General features: G+C 39.9%; 12 protein-coding genes. 4 read left to right on the forward strand and 8 right to left on the reverse strand.

The window, feature by feature from the left end:
• Positions 1-8: 8 nt before the first annotated feature.
• From IM793_RS11630 to IM793_RS11640, 3 genes are read right to left on the reverse strand one after another with little or no spacing between them, the layout of a single operon-like run.
• Complete coding sequence (locus IM793_RS11630) at positions 9-896, reverse strand: alpha/beta hydrolase (RefSeq protein ID WP_193421481.1); 888 nt, start codon at positions 894-896, stop codon at positions 9-11.
• Between the two features lie 45 nt (positions 897-941).
• Entirely contained in the window at positions 942-3,263 is a 2,322-nt protein-coding gene (locus IM793_RS11635; protein ID WP_193421483.1) for a glycoside hydrolase family 3 protein, read from the reverse strand.
• A 32-nt stretch (positions 3,264-3,295) separates the two neighbouring features.
• The gene (locus IM793_RS11640; RefSeq protein WP_193421485.1) at positions 3,296-5,533 is read right to left on the reverse strand and encodes a TonB-dependent receptor; all 2,238 of its coding nucleotides are present in this window, start codon (positions 5,531-5,533) and stop codon (positions 3,296-3,298) included.
• Positions 5,534-5,725: 192 nt separating this feature from the next.
• On the opposite strand from IM793_RS11640, the gene IM793_RS11645 reads away from it, so the two are divergent.
• Entirely contained in the window at positions 5,726-6,460 is a 735-nt protein-coding gene (locus IM793_RS11645) for an NUDIX domain-containing protein (RefSeq protein WP_193421487.1), read from the forward strand.
• A 175-nt stretch (positions 6,461-6,635) separates the two neighbouring features.
• Here IM793_RS11645 and IM793_RS11650 read toward each other — a convergent pair whose 3' ends face one another.
• Genes IM793_RS11650 through IM793_RS11665 form a run of 4 tightly spaced genes read right to left on the reverse strand, consistent with a single transcriptional unit; the run spans position 6,636 to position 14,320 of the window.
• Positions 6,636-7,859 carry a DUF4998 domain-containing protein gene (locus IM793_RS11650; protein ID WP_193421489.1) on the reverse strand — a complete coding sequence of 408 codons (1,224 nt, stop codon included), beginning with the start codon at positions 7,857-7,859 and terminating at the stop codon, positions 6,636-6,638.
• A gap of 31 nt (positions 7,860-7,890) precedes the next feature.
• A complete protein-coding gene (locus tag IM793_RS11655) occupies positions 7,891-9,093 on the reverse strand; it encodes a DUF4959 domain-containing protein (protein ID WP_193421491.1) in 1,203 nt (400 codons plus the stop codon).
• A 23-nt stretch (positions 9,094-9,116) separates the two neighbouring features.
• Positions 9,117-11,063, reverse strand: a complete 1,947-nt coding sequence (locus tag IM793_RS11660) for a RagB/SusD family nutrient uptake outer membrane protein (protein ID WP_193421493.1) — start codon at positions 11,061-11,063, stop codon at positions 9,117-9,119.
• A 17-nt stretch (positions 11,064-11,080) separates the two neighbouring features.
• Positions 11,081-14,320 (reverse strand): TonB-dependent receptor, encoded by a 3,240-nt coding sequence (locus IM793_RS11665; RefSeq protein WP_227256222.1) that lies wholly within the window; start codon positions 14,318-14,320, stop codon positions 11,081-11,083.
• Between the two features lie 833 nt (positions 14,321-15,153).
• Between IM793_RS11665 and IM793_RS11670 the strand changes: the two genes are divergently transcribed.
• The 3 genes from IM793_RS11670 to IM793_RS11680 all read left to right on the forward strand — a co-directional run bounded on the left by IM793_RS11670 (position 15,154) and on the right by IM793_RS11680 (position 17,248).
• A complete protein-coding gene (locus IM793_RS11670) occupies positions 15,154-15,738 on the forward strand; it encodes a hypothetical protein (protein ID WP_193421495.1) in 585 nt (194 codons plus the stop codon).
• 644 nt (positions 15,739-16,382) lie between these two features.
• Entirely contained in the window at positions 16,383-16,769 is a 387-nt protein-coding gene (locus tag IM793_RS11675) for a hypothetical protein (protein WP_193421497.1), read from the forward strand.
• 17 nt (positions 16,770-16,786) lie between these two features.
• Positions 16,787-17,248 carry a hypothetical protein gene (locus tag IM793_RS11680; protein ID WP_193421499.1) on the forward strand — a complete coding sequence of 154 codons (462 nt, stop codon included), beginning with the start codon at positions 16,787-16,789 and terminating at the stop codon, positions 17,246-17,248.
• 60 nt (positions 17,249-17,308) lie between these two features.
• Here IM793_RS11680 and IM793_RS11685 read toward each other — a convergent pair whose 3' ends face one another.
• Positions 17,309-17,680 (reverse strand): hypothetical protein, encoded by a 372-nt coding sequence (locus tag IM793_RS11685; protein WP_227256223.1) that lies wholly within the window; start codon positions 17,678-17,680, stop codon positions 17,309-17,311.
• Positions 17,681-17,685: the final 5 nt, after the last annotated feature.

The following is a 17,685-nucleotide window of genomic DNA, read 5'->3' on the forward strand; positions in this document are numbered from 1 at the left end:
TATATTTATTAATTCATTAACTTTTGATATTTCAACCAATCTTCAAACCGATCGGCCCAGCTATCTACAGGTAGGTTTTGTTTGCCCATACCAAAGCCATGGCCACCTTTTTCGTACATATGGAGTTCTACAGGATAGCCACCATCAAGCCATTTATTGTATAACTGGATGCTTCTTGGTGCAAGCTTTAACTGATCATCGCTGGCTGCACAAACAAACATTGGGGTAACCTTTTTTGGCATTGGTTTTTGCAGCAAATCAGCCGCCGGACCACCATAAATAGAGGCTACAAAATTTGGAATGTAAACTGTATTATTGTTTAACACCGTTTGCATGGCAACCGTACTGCCAGCAGAAAAACCAATAATCCCGATCTGGCTGGCTTTTACACCAAATTTTGATGCATTTTCATAAACATATTCCAGTGCCTTTTTACCATCCTCTGCAGCCAATTCGATTACGGGTGCAGTCTGTTTTTCAAAAGTGGCACGATCTTTCAACTTATCCATCATTTCTTTTGCAGGGTCGTTAGTGATGGTTTCTACCAAACGGTATTTTAGCACAAAGGCCGTAATTCCTTTTTCGCTTAACCTTTTGGCCAGGTCTATTCCCTCTCTGTTGATGGATAAACTCTGGAAACCTCCTCCAGGCGCAATTACAATGGCTGTTCCCGTATTCTGAACACCTTGCGGCACTTTGTAAACCAATAAAGTTGGCGAGGTAACGTTGTAAACTACTTCTGTTTTAAACAGTTCGGAATAGGTTTGTGCCTCCTTTTGTTTCCAATTTTCTGATCCCGGGGCAACGCCATTGTATAATTTAACAGTTTCTTGGGCTTTTACCGACACGGAGAAACTTAAAGCGACTAGCAGTATTAAGGTAATTTTATTTTTCATGATGTTATATTTTAGTGAACTGAATTAAAACGAACTTTAAATTTTTCATGGTTTCACAACTTTATACTGCGCTGTTCTGGCATCTTTAATTACACCTTTCCAGTTTAAGCCGTAGCCAAAATCGTAACGGTTGCCTTCGGTATCCTGATGCGGAACCAGATCGAACGGCACATCTTCTTTTTGCTCTTCAACGGTTTTCATATCCGCTGGCATCTGTACCGGAAGCAGGCCTGATGGCTCTGTGCTGCCAGAAATAATATCCAGAACAGCCTGTGTTGATACACCAAAATTTAGTACAATACCATTTACCGCCTTTTCGAATTCATTAAAGACCATTGGTTTTGACGCTGTAACCGAAACAATTACTGGTTTCCCTTTCATCATTTCTTTGGTATCTAAAATGGTCCTTAAATCCATAGTATTGGCAGCGGTAACCGTTTTGCCTTTGTAATTGCGATCTTTAATGGTTGGGTCAATTACCTGATCGCCAGCGGCAATACTTTTTGCCCTTGCATATTCTGCGGTGTAAGTGCCATATTGTAATGAAATTGGCACATAACCATTGCTGCCGTTATTCCTGTCGTTAATGTCGTAACCGCCTTCGGCACTCTGTGGACTGGTCACAAAAACTAGGGCAAAATCAGCCTGATCGGGATTATCGGTTACGTTATAATATTTTTTAACCAACTCTAAATTTACAGGATAATCTAACCTGGCAGGTGTGTAAACTCCCCACCAATCTTTGGTAGGAGCTGAATAAATTTTAGGGATATAAACGGTTTTCTTTTCTTTGAGCGGCAAAATGTTTGCCTTGTTTTTTAAGAGTATTACTGATTTAAGCTGCGCATCATATCCAGCTTTCATAAACTCGGCATTACCCACAGTAGCTTTAGTTTCGGCTACATTTAAATAAGGATTTTCGAAAAGCCCTACACGGAAAATGTTTTTCAGTAAACGCACTGCTGATCGCTCAAAACGTGCACGCATAAATTTCTCACCATATTCTTTAACGCCCATTTTATAGGCTTCCAGAACCGGTTTTTTATCGTTGTTACCACCAAACTGGTCAACGCCTGCCATTAACACCTTGTAATGTCTTTCTGCAATACTTAAGGCTTCAGCTCCCCAGGGCTTTCCTGCAAATAGGTTTGGCGTTTTACCCTCATCTCCGGTAACCAGCCAATCGGTGCACACCACACCATCATAACCATATTTATCGCGCAGCAGATCGGTTATTATATATTTGCTGTAACTATTGGCTACGTTTTCGTTGTACTTTTTATCCTGATCGAAAGTGATGGTATAATAGGGCATTACGGCAGAAGCCTTACCTGTTTTTCCATTTAATTTAAATGCACCATTTACAAAAGGATCAATATGCTGCTGCAGATTATTACCTGGATAAACGGCGAATTTGCCATAAGCCCAATGCCCGTCTCTGCCACCTTCTTCTGCCCCACCACTCGGCCAATGTTTAACCATAGCATTTACACTATTGTAGCCCCAGCCATCTTTAATTTCATGCTTACCATAAGAAGTTTGAAAACCATCAATGTAAGCCCTGCCCATATCGGTAGTTAATAAAGGGCTTTCGCCAAAGGTCATGGCAATACGGTACCAACGGGGTTCACTGCCTAAATCTATTTGAGGAGATAAAGCCGTAGCAATGCCCAGTGCGCGGTATTCTTTTGCGGCAATCTGGCCAAACTGTTGCACAATTTTTGGATCGAAGGTAGCCGCCATGCCCAAACCATCGGGCCATAAAGAAATTTTGCCTCCGGCACCTGCATTAAATTCGCTGGTAACTAAAGCGGTATTTCGCGGATCTGTACTATTGTTAGCGGGGATCCCCAAGCCAATTCCTTCTACAAAGGCCTGTGCATTGTTGTTCCAAATGGCAGCCAATTCCGGCGTTTGCACACTGGTGATTAAAACGTGGCGAAGATTATCATCCTTAAAAAACTGTTTCTGCTGATCGGTTAGATCAGAGGCTTGGGCCTTACTTTCCGGAAAAACCTTGCCATTATAGGTGCCTGCATTATAACCCGAAATCCCTGCCGGCATGGCCTGATGACGGCTGTATAACATTAAACCTGCAATCTGCTCAACCGACATTTTTGAGGCCAGGTCCTTAGCCCGCTCACTTGCAGATAAACGCCAGTCTTCATACCTGTCCAGCTTACCGTTTTTATTTAAATCCTTAAATTTTTTACCCCCAATAGTTAAAATTTTAAGGCCTGAGGCTGACGAATAACCGAGTGTTGCACCATTGTTATTTTCTACCAGCGTAAAACCATCGTTTTGCTGTGCATTTACCGCAAAACAGGCTAAAACACCCAGGGTTAATGTTGTTGTAATTTTTTTCATCTGTTTATTATTACATGTGGCTCTTTCTGATGTTAAAACCTAAAATTAAGTGAGGCCTCAACAGTAAACGGACGGATATACGAGCCTACTAAAAGTTGGTTATAATAAGCTGAGGCATCGGTAATCAGCTCTGCTCCATTGATTGTCCCTTTAGCTCCGGTCTGGTTTAAGAAGTTTACCGCAGTTACGCCAAAATCAAAGTGTTTGTTAATTTTATAGTTTACACCTCCAAAGGTTTCCCACCTTGCGGCGAAATAAAGCGCATTAGTGAGGTTGGCAAACTGCTTACTGAAATATCGGAAACTTGCCCAAACCTTTACGTTTTTATAGGTATAACTCGGATCGATCTCCATTAAGATTTTAGAAATCTCCAGTACGTTTTTATTATCGTAAGAGTAACTATTACCAAAAGCGTTAAAATTATAGTTTTTATAGATCGGGTTCTGAAAAGTTACCAGATAGTGCAGGTTAAACCCTTTAAATGGATTGGTTACAATGTCGGTAGTCCAGCCTACCGTCTGGATATCATAATTTACAGTAGCCACCTGAGAATCGCTTCCATTGCCTGGATTAACCAGGTTTAGCCGTGCCTGATAGTTGTTTCTGGTAAGATAGGTGGCCTGGGAAACTACACTAAATTTATCATGGTTAAAATAAATCCCAAATGCACCTAACGGACTTTTTGTTTTATCCACATTGGGTACAACAGCTCCAGAATAACTTTCTAGCCTACCATTGTTTTCTGCATAGGTAAAATCAGCCAACAGACCCAGCTTATCGGTAATTTTATAAACCGCATTAACAGATCCGCCAAGGTGGAACCAATTATTATCGATATAGGTTTTCTGACGCTGATCAAACACAAAACCACTGGTTCTTGGGGTTAAGTAGTAATCGCCCTTAACTTTTTGGTAGCGTAAATTCAGGCCATAGTTAAGGGATAGTTTATTTGAAATTTCCCATTTATCAGAAAAATAAGCCGATAATTTATTTTCGTATCCATTATGATATTCTCCGCCAACATTATAGTTATAAAAACCATCCGCATCGGTATTTGAACTACCGCCTGCAGTATTTCTAACCAATTTCCGGGGATTGGCCTCTACGGTTTGGTAGTAGAAAGAACGGCTCGAGGTAAATTTGTTTACATCATAAAAATATTCGGTTAAGCCGATTCTTAAATCATGGTTATTTACTTTTTTTGTAATTTCAAACCTGGACATGGCCGTTTTCGTAGGCACCTTTGGCGAGCTCAAAGCCAACATCGAATTTACATTTCCGGCATAGTCCTCCCCTGTTGATTGATAAGAAAATCCACCACCTGAAGCAGTTTGGAAAATACTTAGCGGAATAGTTGTAAGTGTTGTTGCTTCTGCATACCTGAAACGGGTAGAAAAATTAAACTTCCATCCGTTAGCCAGTTTATAATTTCCCAGCACATCAAAAGACTGGGAAGTTGAGGCAGCATCGTTGTTCCCTAAATTTTTATAACTGAATTCTCCGGTTAAAATATCTTTAACTTTTACCGTTCCATCATTGATAATATAAGAATCCCTACCGATCCTGAAATTATCCAATTCTTGCACCTGCCCGTTTTCCTTATACTGGAAAACCGCATAATTGGTTAAAGAGATAGATTTGGCATATTTATAAAGGAAACTGATCTCACCTTTATCCTTTTTAAAACGTTTGGTTAAACCGGCACGATAAATCTGGGTTTTATCAGAATAGTTAGAAAACTGAACATCAAATGAATTTGGATCATAGTTCTGATAAATACCGGCTACATAAGACCAGCCATTGGATAATGGCCCGGAAACATTTACATCGCCTTTAAGCCAACCATAATGACTGGCCGACAAATTACCTGCCAGTTCGAACTTTGGCGTTCCCAGTTTGGTATAAGAGTTTACCGCGAAACCCAGATCGCCAGTGGTAATAACCGACTCCCCTATTTTTAGCAGGCCCGTTTTGGCCAGGCTTACACTCTGGCGCCATGTTCTGTTAGGCAGTTCGGGCCAGAAAAAATACACTACAGGCAAATCGTTTTCCTGGATGGTAATACCTCCAACAGTTGAAGGAAGACCAATATTTACATCTCTTGGCCCGGTATTGTTTGCTGCGTTGAGCATTACATTTCGGTTATCTTCTTCTTTTTTCTCTACAATTTTCTTTTGTGGGATGGAGTCTCTTTTTACAGGATCTTGGGCAAATATAGGAATGGAAAATGCCGACATTAAAAACAGTAAAATGCTTTTAGGGGTGCTCATAACTAACGAATAATTAAACTATCTGATATTTTATTGATTGTTTTTTGAAGCATAAAAATTTTTGAGGCGAGATAAATTGGTTAGAAAAAATCAAGCGACTTCTCATTGCTTCATTATGAAGCAATATTAAGATGTTTAATTAAGAAAAACAAATTATTAATTTCGGTGTCTAAAAAACATTACTTTACAGCAATGATTATTCAAGAGATACAAGATGCGAGTGCCGAAATGTGGCGTAAATCCCTGCCCCATATTTCAATTGATAGTGTGGTGTTTGGCTTTCGCGATAACAGCTTAAAAGTACTGTTGCTGAAAATGAAAAATGAAGACAACTGGATCCTGCCGGGAGGTTATGTGAACAAAGATGAATCTATCGATGATGCAGCAAAGCGGATCTTGTTCGAGCGGAGTGGAGCGGATAAAATCTTTCTGAATAATTTTGGTGTGTTTGGCGATCTTAACCGCTCGGAAGGCTATTTTGAAAGCTATCCGGATGATCTATGGCACAAGCAACGTTTTATCACCATCGGCTATTACGCCCTGGTGGATTATACACAGGTAACTCCTGTTGCAGATAATTTTTCTGACAAATGTGAGTGGATCCCGGTTGATAAACTACCTAATATGGTGATGGATCATGCAGTAATTTTACAAAAAGCGTTAAGTACGTTAAGGGAACACATCAGCTACAAACCTATCGGCTATAACCTGCTTCCCAAAACCTTTACCATGCCAGAGCTACAATCGTTATATGAAACCATACTTGGACAAAAGTTGAACCGGGGAAACTTCTACAGAAAAATGATGCGTTACAATATCCTGATCAAACTTGACGAACCCAGAAAAGGTGGAGCACATAAGGCTCCGAACCTCTATAGGTTTGATGAGCAAAATTATGAGAAAGCAATAAACGAATTTAGGTTTTAGTCTGACTAATAAAGTTGAATTAAAGCAACCATTAATTATTTTTTGTAATAATTTTGAAATTTACAGCTGATGGGTCCAGACAGAGTCGACAAAAAGCTTTTTCCGGAATCGGCAACCCAAAACAATGAAATTATAAAAAAAGCGCCAGAATGTATCTGGCGCTCACGAAAACTACCTAATTAGTTTTGGGCAAATATTTCAGGCGAACCTGACTAATTCTCCAGAATGTACCATCTCCAGCGCCTTTATTTGGAACATTGCCAACGAAACCAAGCGACACTTTCTTTTCGGTAGTCAATGTAAAAGTAATCTTATATGTACCTTTTGCATTAGTCTTGGCGTAGGCCAATGAAGATGTGATGTTGCCTGTATTAGGTATGCCATCTCCGTCGGCTGCCACGGTGTAGAAGTCTCCCCCTGCGGTACAATCGGGGATATCCATTTCGAAGGTGTACAACCCGGCCGGTAAAACAGGACTTTGATAAATTTTACCATCAGTAATTGTAACCATATTATCTGCTGACCATCCCGCTTCCATAGCAAGTTGAGGGCCGCCAAACCAGGCATCTACCCCACCATAAAATACGCCTGCTGCCTGCCTGAAATTTCGCACAGCATCGTTGGTTGTCCAACCAGTTGGGATTCCCCATCTGTCTCCCTTCACACTGGTAGTAAAGGGTATCCTGGTGTTTGATAGATACTGAGCAGTAACATCCTTTAAAACACCAACCTGAACAAATTCCGTATAAAAAGTATCTATACTTGATTTAGTGGGCAGGTACAAGGTCCTGGTGCTAATTGTAGAGGCCGTGCCTGCGAGATCATTCAACACGGTACGTTCGCTTGCTATAGGTACCCTGACAGTTTTTAATCCGGTTGTCGAATTGTACCTGATTTCAGTAGCGAAAGGTCCGGCCGAAGGATCAATGGTTAGCCAATCAATGGCAGTTTCGCCATTGGCCTGGGTTGCGCTGCCAATTACACGATTGGTTAATGAAGCAGCATAACGTGGGCCATAAACCCGCCCTACGGCATTAACAGCAATAGAACGGTTCCCTGCAGCATCAAAAGTGTACACTAAAAAGCTGCGTACCCCTTCTTCAACATTAAAAATCTGACTGAATTTTCGGGGATCTGTATTCATATTTACCGAATACTCGATCGAATCTTTTTGATCATTCCAGAGGATTTTAATCCTGTTGATTTTCGGATCGGCTTTTAAAAGGCCGGTCAACTGTACACGATTGTTACCTGGGTTAATTTTAACAGAATCCAATTTACCCGAGTAAAGGATATCTCCTCCATCCAGGTATTTTTTATAATCATCCGGCTTAGAGCAACCAAACAGCACTACTGCTGCAAGGGAAACAAGGACGGTTTTCTTTATTTTGTATTTCATCTCCTTAGTTCTAAATAATGAATCAAATTGTTTACTGTACCGAGCCATAAACCTCTATTTCATTGATACTTTGCGCGGTTCCGCCTGCCCAATTTTCCAGGCATCTGATCCTCAGATAGCGCACTTTAGGAGCAGCGAGATCAATGTCCCAGCTAAAACCAGCTGCTGCAGTGGCCTGATCTTCTGCATTATCGTTCCCATAAGGCAATCCAGAAGGTTTTTTAACCTCGTATCTACCCAGCAGAATCCAGCTTGAGTCTAAAGCTCCATTTAGATTTGGGCTACTGGAACCATAGATTTCGAACCTTTTCATCGTAGAGAGATAATAATATCTTATTCCTTCAGGGAAAGGGCGAATCCAGACCCGGCTTAATTTCGCAGAAACGCCAGTATCAAAACTGACCATATGCGGCCCATTACCACCATTGATCTGATGGGTAAAACTTGTATAAGGCCATCCGAGTCTGCCATCCCAGGCATAATTCAGCGCAGCACCGTTGGTAACCTGAGGAGCGTCGCCAGGTAATACCAAAGCCCGGAAAAGTGATGGATCAAGCTTGGCTTCAAATATTGGATTTATTGTTTTGTAAAGCGTGTCTGAGCTGTTTCCCCATTTGTCTTTAACAAAAATTGCCAATTCCTGCTTTGTTGTACTCAGTCCCCTGATTTTCGATAAAATTGAGTCAGTACGGGTAAATATGCTCCTAAAATTATCGACTTCAAATTGCTTAAAAACATTCATCTTCATTACAATTATGGAAATATTATCCCGTGTTGGATTTGTAGCCGCCAGATTATATCCACCAAAAGCATCGATAACCTGAATGCTTTTAAATGCTTTAAGAAATGGGGCTTCCAGGGGTTTCACTTTTACCATAGTTGGTTGCGAAAGTACTTCGCTCCTGCTTACAGAATACAGTGATACCTGATGCTCCAGTGTATCGGCAAATCCTTCAACTACAACAGTATCTTTATAAAAGGAGGATTTGGCCTCAAAATTAGTTCCATTAGCCAGTTTAAAAACTGCTTTTACATACAATAAATTCTTATCGTTTGGTAACTTGTAGGTAATTCTGGCTTTACCGCTCAGATTCTCAACACGGATATTACTTACCATTTGCGGAACAGTTCCGTCATGCTCTGTTGGACCACCAAGTTCTTCCTCTTTACAGGAAAACAGGGCAAATACCAATGTGAACAGCAGTAAGTAATTTATTATTTTCTTTAATTTCATGATTTTTATCTTTAAAATAAATACTACCATCCAGGGTTCTCTACAAGTTTGGGGTTCTTTCTGATTTCATTGTCTCCAACCGGCCAAAAATAATCTCTCGGCGCTATAAATGTTTGGCTGAAAATAGTTCGTTCGATATTATAACTCTCGGTTGTCTTACCCGAAATACTTAGTCCCGTGATATCCTTATTGAGTTCCTCGCCAGATAGTTTCCATCTGCGGAGATCCCAGAATCGTTGACCTTCGAATGCCAGTTCGATCAGGCGTTCTCTGCGAATAATATCCCGAAGGCCAGTCTGGCTGGTATACTTAGATGGACTCTTGGAATAATTTGTCCATGATTCTACAACACCTTTTAATCCGGCCCTGGTTCTCACGCGGTCTACATAGCTGATTGCAGTAACGGAACCGGGTTCCACTTCATTTAAAGCTTCAGCGTACATCAAATAAAGATCAGCCAGTCTTATTTCCGGCCAGGGATAGCTCTTCCAGCTTGGGGCATTGCTGGTATTCGTAGTGGACTCCCAATGAACAAGTTTTTTAATAAAATAACCCGTCTCATTCCAATTGGTAAAATGACCAAATCCAGATCGCTCTGCATTTTTTGACTGGACGAATACTGAGTTTACGTCGCTACTTGTGCTGGTCGCATCCTTCATATACCATTTACTTCCATCGAAGCCCAGATCAGCATAAAACCTTGGCTCACGGTCGTAATTAAGTCTTGCCGTTGCAAATCCAGGTTCAATTGTAAAACGCTCTGAGGTAGTGGCTACCCTGGTTTGCATATAATTACCAAAATCCAGTGTTTTATCTTCTTCAATAGGTACACCGTTTTTGCTGTAGAACATTTTCGCAATTTTCAACGGAGCTCCCCAAACACCTTGTAACTGGAATCTATCCACATTTGCGATGCCTGCCATTGGTGGCATACAAAGGGCCTCATTCACAAAATAACTGTTTGAAAGTGCCCAAACGTGTTCAGTACTCCATCTGGTGGTTACCGAATTGCGGATGTTCAATTGAGTTTTTGTTTCTGCGCTTAAGCCATATGAATCGTTAGTATAAGTGTAAAGGGCACTGCCATTTAACTCCGCAGACTCTATTGCCGCTTTGGCTGCATCCCTTGCCTTTTCCCATTTTTTAAGATCGAACACCGGATTGAAAAATGTTGTATTTTCTTTATCCTTAAAGCCAGCATAATCCGAATTCCCATTAAATAGCGGACTTGCAGCCATCAAAAGGAGTTTTGCCTTGACAGCAAGCGCAATTGGTTTGGTTATTCTACCCAGTTCTTTATTCTCATCAGAAATCCGTTGTGGCAGCTTTTCAGCCGCCGCATCCAAAAGTGCCGAGAGATAATTTACAGTCTCATCTATTGGGGCACGTTTATAATAAAGCCCTTCAGGATCCGAGGATTCGGGTGCATTTACATCAATAAGCGGTATAGGACCATACATCCTCATCAGGTAATAGTGGTAATAGGCTTTCAAAAACTCTACTTCTCCGATCCATCTTTCCCGTTCAGCTATCCCCAGATCGGGCGCTTTTGTTTCGTCTTTGATATTTTGAAGAAAGATGTTACAATGGCGTATGGCCCTGAACATCATGAGGTAGTTAAATCTTCCGTCTCCTCCTTTTAAGTCTCCACCCCATTCGTTAAATAAGGGCCTGCTTCTATTCTGCTCCCCCTGGGCAATCTGGAAGGCTGGATGCCAATGTGCCTTGTCTGTTTGGGGCAGCCAGATTTCATCACCCGACATCATTCCGGCATTATACCAGCCATCCCCATTTTTGGGTAAGTAAGAATAACAGGTAAAGAGATATTTTTCGGCTTCGATACGAAGTTTGAATGCATTTTCGATCACAGCAACATTGTCAGGAACTATGTCCAGATACTTTTTGCAGGATGTTATGCTACAAAAGACTGTGAAAACGACAGCTAATGCAATTATTTTTTTCTTATTCATTTCCGTTAGATATTATATTATAAACTCACCTGTAAGCCTAGGTTATAAAGTGATTGGAGTGGATAGTTCATTCCTTTGCCACGCATTTCTGCATCCCACATCTTGAACTTACTCAACATGAAAAGATTAGTTGCCGATAAATAAAAGCGGATATTTCTCACATTCAGTTTTTTAATCTCAGAGGTATATCCAAATTCCACATTTTTTAACCTAAGGAAATTGCCATTCCTCATCCACCAGGTTGATGTTACATTATTGCTCGGCACCCTCCAAGTGCTTAATCTTGGCCAAAAGGCATAAAGATTAGGATTTGTCTCAGTCCAATAATTGTCGGCAACTGCCTTTAGCAAACCTGTCTGATAACCACCACTTTGATAAAATGGCTGAACTTGTTCCGAGTCTATGAAAAACGAAAAGCGGGCCGATCCCTGGAAATAAAAACTAAAATCAAATTTCTTATACCTAAAGCTTGATCCGAAACCATAAGTAATTTCTGGTTCTGTAGGGTAACCAAGAGCAACCTGATCATCTGTGTTGATGACCCCATCGCCATTTATATCCCTGTATTTAATATCACCTGCCCTGAGACCACGATCGCCAAACTGAACGGGTGAATTGGCAACTTCTTCATCATCAACAAACAACCGTTCAGCAATATATCCATAGGCTTGATTAAATGCTGTTCCTTTTCTCGATAGGTAAGATAGTGATGCGGGGTAAGGAAGTTCATCAACTCTACCTATCTTAGTTGTAGCATAAGTAAAAGTTCCCCTGGCATTGATCGAAAAATCACGGGAAATATTTGCCCGATAGCTTCCAGACATATCTACACCTTTGGATGTACCTTCTCCGAAATTAGAAAAAGTTGTTGCCATTAAGCCCGCTGCATTATCAATATTTGCTGCAGGTTGCAAGATGTTAGTTCGTTTTTGCTTGTAAACATCCACAACTACATCAATTCCTTTTCCTACTGTCAAATCCATCCCAATATTTAATTGCGTTGACCTCTCCCAAGAAATATCAGCATTTGCATATCTGGATATGGAAACACCAGGACGGCTATATAATGCAGCTCCGTCATTTCTACCAAAAGAGGCGCCATAACTATAGTCGTTTAAACTTACCCGCGACATGTAAAAGAAACGGTCCTCTACTTTTCCAATGGCATCATTTCCTGCGACACCATAGGTAGCCCTAAATTTAAGACTAGAGATTACACCTCTCAGTGGTTCAAAAAACTTTTCATTCGAAATCCGGTAGCCAATACCGGCAGAGGGAAAGAACCCCCATCGGTTACGCGTATCAAAACGCTCAGAGCCATTATAACCGAAGTTAAATTCTGCAAGGTATCTATCGTCATACCCATAAGAAAACCTTCCTGAAACACCTGCGTTTCTCGAAGGTAAAGACTGGATCAGCTCGTCAACATTGGCGTTTTCATAATCTGAAAGATAAGAAACAAGCATCCCTCCAACCGCATGTTTATTCTTAAAAGTCCTGTTATAATTAACCGAACCTTCCAGCCACATCCTTGAGTCAATATCTTTTGCATCCCTGCTAAAATTTAGTACTTCTGTTCCAACGGTACCTATCGAATTTTGTCCACCATCATTTAATGCGGTTAAATTATAGGATTGATCCTGGGCATTAATCACTGCAGAATAAAAAAATGGATCGTAATTTCTATTTACCCTGTAAAAGGAAGTCCTGCGTAAATACCCCATTGCCCGTGCACTTAAGCCCGTTGTTAAAGCAGTCAGATCCTGTTTTAATTCCAGCTGGGGCTGCAGGTTCGAGGTCTTGTAAACCTGATATCCTTTTACCATCTCCGCATAAGGATTGGTATACAAGGTAGAACTTAAACTCAAGTCGGTATTGCGTGTTTGAGCAGAACCAAAAAGCGGATGCTCAATGAAGGGCAATTTGCCTGATGGATACACAGCAGGGAACATAACCGGATTTGCGTTTAACGCATTTCTAAAAGTTTGCTCACCGCCAGAGATACGCCTTGAACCATCAAACCCACCGATCGGTCCCTGATAGTCATCAAACTGGCCATACATACGAATAACTAATACGGTTGATTTGGTGAGATCAAGATCTATATTCGTCCGGATTGAATAGTTGTTCAGGCGAATATTATTATTAAAATTATTAATCGGGTTCACTTTTAAATTACCGTTATCCTGGTTTAAGGTACCTGCAATGTAGTACCTGGCACGGTTAGTACCACCTGATATATTCAGGTTGTAGCCCTGGTTAACCGTTTGCTTTTTGATCAGCTGGTCTAACCAGTTATTATTCGGGTACAGATATGTATCTTCACCGGCTGCAGTACTGTTGATTTTATTTTGGGAATAGGGTTCAATTCCATTTGGAGTGCGTGTTATTGAAGCTTCATTCGCCATTTTCATATAGGTGATATTGTCTGCAAACTCATAATCCCTGGTATTCCTCGACATTCTATTCTCTACCCTGAAATTAAACTGGGGCTTTCCGTTCACTCCCATTTTGGTATTAATAAGGACAACCCCATTTGCCCCCCTTGCACCGTAAACTGACGAGGCCGCAGCATCTTTCAGTACAGAAAAATCCGAGATATCATCTGGTTGCAGGCGCGCCATATCGGTAGCCGAGGATTCCACTCCATCAATTAAAATGAGTGGATCTCTTTTACCTGAGCCAAACGTAGATAAACCACGGATATAGAAAGTCGAGTTATCAGTGCCCAATCCTGGCTCGCCACTATTTTGGAAAGCAATCACTCCGGCAATACGCCCGGCAAGGGCATTAGTCAGGTTTGATGAAGGGGTTTTTAAATCCTTCACATTTACCGTTGTGATCGAACTAACCATACTCGCTTTTTTCTGGGTATTACCAAATCCCGTTACTGCAACTTCCTGTAGCTCTGTTGTATTACTTTCAAGTCTGATATCTAAAGTGATCACATTGCCTGCATCAATTGATTTTGAAGCAAGGGAGATTTGCCTTGGCTTGAATCCTATACATGTTATGGTGAGCATCGCCGACTTTGAAGCCCTGATTTCGAATCGGCCAAAATTGTCTGTAGCGGTTCCTTGATTCGTAGCCCCTACAATTTTGATTACGGCGCCCGGGAGTCCACTTGTCGTGTCCCTAACAATACCCTTTACCGTTATTGAATTCTGGGCCATGGCATTAATACTTAAAAAGGCGAGAAAAAGTATGACATATTTTGCCAATCCCATACTATTAAAACCGGATTTAATTTTCTTCATTTTTTGCTGTCTGTTCATCACTGGTGATAGCATTATTTTGAAAGACCCGGTCAATAAATCAGGCAGATTACGAATTTTTGGGCTTAACCCTTGTTTGTTACTCATAAAATTATTTGGTTAGTGGTTTTTAGATGGTTTTAAACAGGCATAGCATTCCCTATTCCTTTTCAAGATTAATTTTAAACGTCAAAATGACATTTATTATAATAAGCAAAGAAATATGGCATAAGACGAAATCTTAAACCATTTCTGTTTCAACATATTCCTTATCTGAAAATGATAGTGCTGACTTTTAAATAGGTGCTTGCCTATAGAGGATTCGACTTTTGTTCATTTAGTTATATTTGGTTAATAGTTAGTTATACTCATTATCACTTCTGAAGATAATAAGCATTTATAAACGTCTGAAAAACGTTTATTAAATGTAAACACAATTGAAACATAATACTGACCGTATTTTAACACAAAATAACCGTATTTTAACCCATCTATATAAAATCACATGAAGTTGTTTAGGGTTTCTACACGGTACGACATTTTCTGTGACCGCATCTGGAAAAGAAGAGGGCTAACCGTATATAAAAACCAGAATCTTACATACTCATACAGCAGCATGCCTATCTTTCCAATTCCATCTTACAAGACAAGTAGGCGTAAAAAAGCCATCTGTTGGCTCCCACCCTACAATGCTATATTTCTTTAAAGAAAGAATGATTTATGTAAAAACTTGAACCAGTTGCAGCCACAGATATCCGAAATTGTTAAATATTGTCAAGAAAGTTAAAAAGGGTTAATGATTACGCAGACAAAAAAGAAGTCAATAATTTCGGAGTATGAAAACTAAAATTACACTTCTACTTATGTTATTTGGCGCACTGGGTGTGGGCAAAATAATGGCTCAAGACTCATTGCTTAAACATTCTGTTTATGTCGCTCCGTTTGTCGGTCTAAATTCTACAATTAAGGCTCCCGTATATGGAGCCGAGGTTGGATATGAATACCGGCTCAATAAACATTGGGGACTTACTGCCGGCGCAAATATCGCTTATACGCAAAAGAACAATCCTGCTATTTATGATGGTAATAATGGTGGTAAACAAGCAAAAAACTCTAAACTCCTCCAAAATGCATTCTATGCTGGTGCTAAATATTATATGGGTAAGTTTTACCTGGCGGCTGATTTTGGCTATCAGGATGCTTACTCAACGATAAATCATCAGTATATGGGTACAGGATCCAGTTACAATTATGGCACCACAGCGACAAACGGATTTTATCAAGCTTATGGTATTGGCTATCAAATGCCGCTTGCAAAAGGTGATAACATTGAGTTTTTCGCAAAAGGAACGAACGCAAATAGTAATACGAGTTACCTGATTGGCTTTAAGTATAATTTCGGGCTATTTAGAAGAAAGTAATTCTTTGCCACTTAAAAACTTACCCAGGTATCTTTAAAATAACCTGGGTGAGTTTAAGCAAACTTAAAAATTGAAATTCTATATCTTGCCAAAAAAAAAAATTAGCATGCATATCTGCAGCACTTATATCAACTGAAAATAGCTCACTAAAGCGTATTGATCTTCATGGCACGCTAATTTTTCAGGGAAATTGCCGCTATAATTTCACGTTTTAGGGATATTTCAGCCTCAAAATATGCTTTCTCAATGTTTAGAAGAGCTTTCGATATTTTTTGATTAGGAAATCATTCATTTTTCATCTATGGTATTTGGGGCTATCAGTCTAAAGAAAGAAGCAACAACGATTAACCGGACATCTTTGAGTGTAAGGTTTATCTTATCTCTTTTTCTAATTATATAGGTGTCTTTACACGCCCTTCCTGAATCATACACACTAGGCTCGGCTTGATTGGTTTTGTAAATAGAAGCTATCCCAAAATGATAATCCTTTAAAACATCATTTATAATGCACCAATGTATCATAAAAAGGAGTATGATTTGACAATTAAATTACATATATTCGTAATATCTTACTTATACCGCTAATTTACATGGTGTAAATAGTTGGTACTGTAAACAAATAACTTAATCTAATTTATCATTACATGAAAAAAAAAATTATTGCTTCATTATTGCTAGCGATTAACTTAGTCCCGGCGTTCGCGGATGCCCAGGTAATCATTCTTAATAATCCACCTCACACCGCTCTGCTGGCGGTACCTACGCAAGGATTCGAAGTAGATTTCGCCTGGGGCGGTGGTCAAGATATACTTCTCACTGCCGAAAATCTGAATATTCTTGGTGCTTTGGTACAAGTAACTTCTCCTATTGGTCATAGTTGGTCTTTCGCCTCACTTCCTCTTTCTAAAAATTATAAAGCTTATTATTATAAACACCCACTACCTATAGCCTGGAATTTTAACGCATCAACTAATGCAGATGTGGCACTAATTTCGTTTTCAGCTCAAAATATACAACATCCTCAACAATAAATAAAAAAACATAGTCAATGAATAAGTTAACAACAATATTATCAATTTTAATATGCGTGGCAATCATAAGCTGCAAAAGGGATCAAACTGCAATGACACCTTTGCCTATTTCAAATGCAAAATCTTCAAATAATGATTTGTCAATAAAAGTTAATCAATTACTAAAAACCGATACATTGATTGATTTCGATGTAAATAGCGCCGTAATAACCGCTGCTAAACCTATAGCTACAAGCGAATACGCAAAGATGCGGGTTGCCACTTATCGGTTTTATCGTCATGTTAAATTAGTTGACGGCATATATATATATCAAGGGAAGGGTGGTTATAAAGCTATAAATTTATCGGAACATCTGTTTTCTGCTTTCACAAACAATTTAAATGAAATTAATAAGGCCGTTTCTAACGCCCATGCAAAGGGCGAAAAAATAGAATTGCCGGAAGTGACTGATGAATATTTAAATTCATTGTTAAAATAGCATGTCTGTTTTTCCAAAAGGCCATCTTATCAGTAATATTTAGACATCCTTTTTGTAAATTTACTTGAAGCTGGATATTCCTTCATATGTTTTCACATATGAAGGAATGTTACGTTTACCTACCGAAGACCTTCTTGAAGCGCCGGAATGTTGCTGGTATAGGGCAATTGAGGGAGGCAGTCCTTGGATTGAGTGCACTTCTGGAATATTCATCTGGTTGAAAAGCCTGCGGACATAAGGCGAGCCGGATTCCAAATAGTGACGTTGCGCTTCAGCATAGAGCGTGCGGAAGGCAAGAGACGATTTTCCTGATCCGGAAACGCCCGTAAATACAACCAATTTATCCCTGGGAATTTCAAATGAAATATCTTTTGGATTATACTCTCTTACGCCCTTTAACCGGATTACATCAGACTTATTCCCATTCACCATTAATT

The sequence above is a fragment of the Pedobacter sp. MR2016-19 genome (assembly GCF_014947265.1).
Lineage (GTDB): Bacteria > Bacteroidota > Bacteroidia > Sphingobacteriales > Sphingobacteriaceae > Pedobacter.

Excerpts from the sequence above, each read along its gene's own strand:
- IM793_RS11630 (WP_193421481.1), bottom strand. The coding sequence starts at position 896 with ATGAAAAATAAAATTACCTTAATACTGCTAGTCGCTTTAAGTTTCTCC.
- IM793_RS11635 (WP_193421483.1), bottom strand. The coding sequence starts at position 3,263 with ATGAAAAAAATTACAACAACATTAACCCTGGGTGTTTTAGCCTGTTTT.
- IM793_RS11640 (WP_193421485.1), bottom strand. The coding sequence starts at position 5,533 with ATGAGCACCCCTAAAAGCATTTTACTGTTTTTAATGTCGGCATTTTCC.
- IM793_RS11645 (WP_193421487.1), top strand. The coding sequence starts at position 5,726 with ATGATTATTCAAGAGATACAAGATGCGAGTGCCGAAATGTGGCGTAAA.
- IM793_RS11650 (WP_193421489.1), bottom strand. The coding sequence starts at position 7,859 with ATGAAATACAAAATAAAGAAAACCGTCCTTGTTTCCCTTGCAGCAGTA.
- IM793_RS11655 (WP_193421491.1), bottom strand. The coding sequence starts at position 9,093 with ATGAAATTAAAGAAAATAATAAATTACTTACTGCTGTTCACATTGGTA.
- IM793_RS11660 (WP_193421493.1), bottom strand. The coding sequence starts at position 11,063 with ATGAATAAGAAAAAAATAATTGCATTAGCTGTCGTTTTCACAGTCTTT.
- IM793_RS11665 (WP_227256222.1), bottom strand. The coding sequence starts at position 14,320 with ATGAAGAAAATTAAATCCGGTTTTAATAGTATGGGATTGGCAAAATAT.
- IM793_RS11670 (WP_193421495.1), top strand. The coding sequence starts at position 15,154 with ATGAAAACTAAAATTACACTTCTACTTATGTTATTTGGCGCACTGGGT.
- IM793_RS11675 (WP_193421497.1), top strand. The coding sequence starts at position 16,383 with ATGAAAAAAAAAATTATTGCTTCATTATTGCTAGCGATTAACTTAGTC.
- IM793_RS11680 (WP_193421499.1), top strand. The coding sequence starts at position 16,787 with ATGAATAAGTTAACAACAATATTATCAATTTTAATATGCGTGGCAATC.
- IM793_RS11685 (WP_227256223.1), bottom strand. The coding sequence starts at position 17,680 with ATGGTGAATGGGAATAAGTCTGATGTAATCCGGTTAAAGGGCGTAAGA.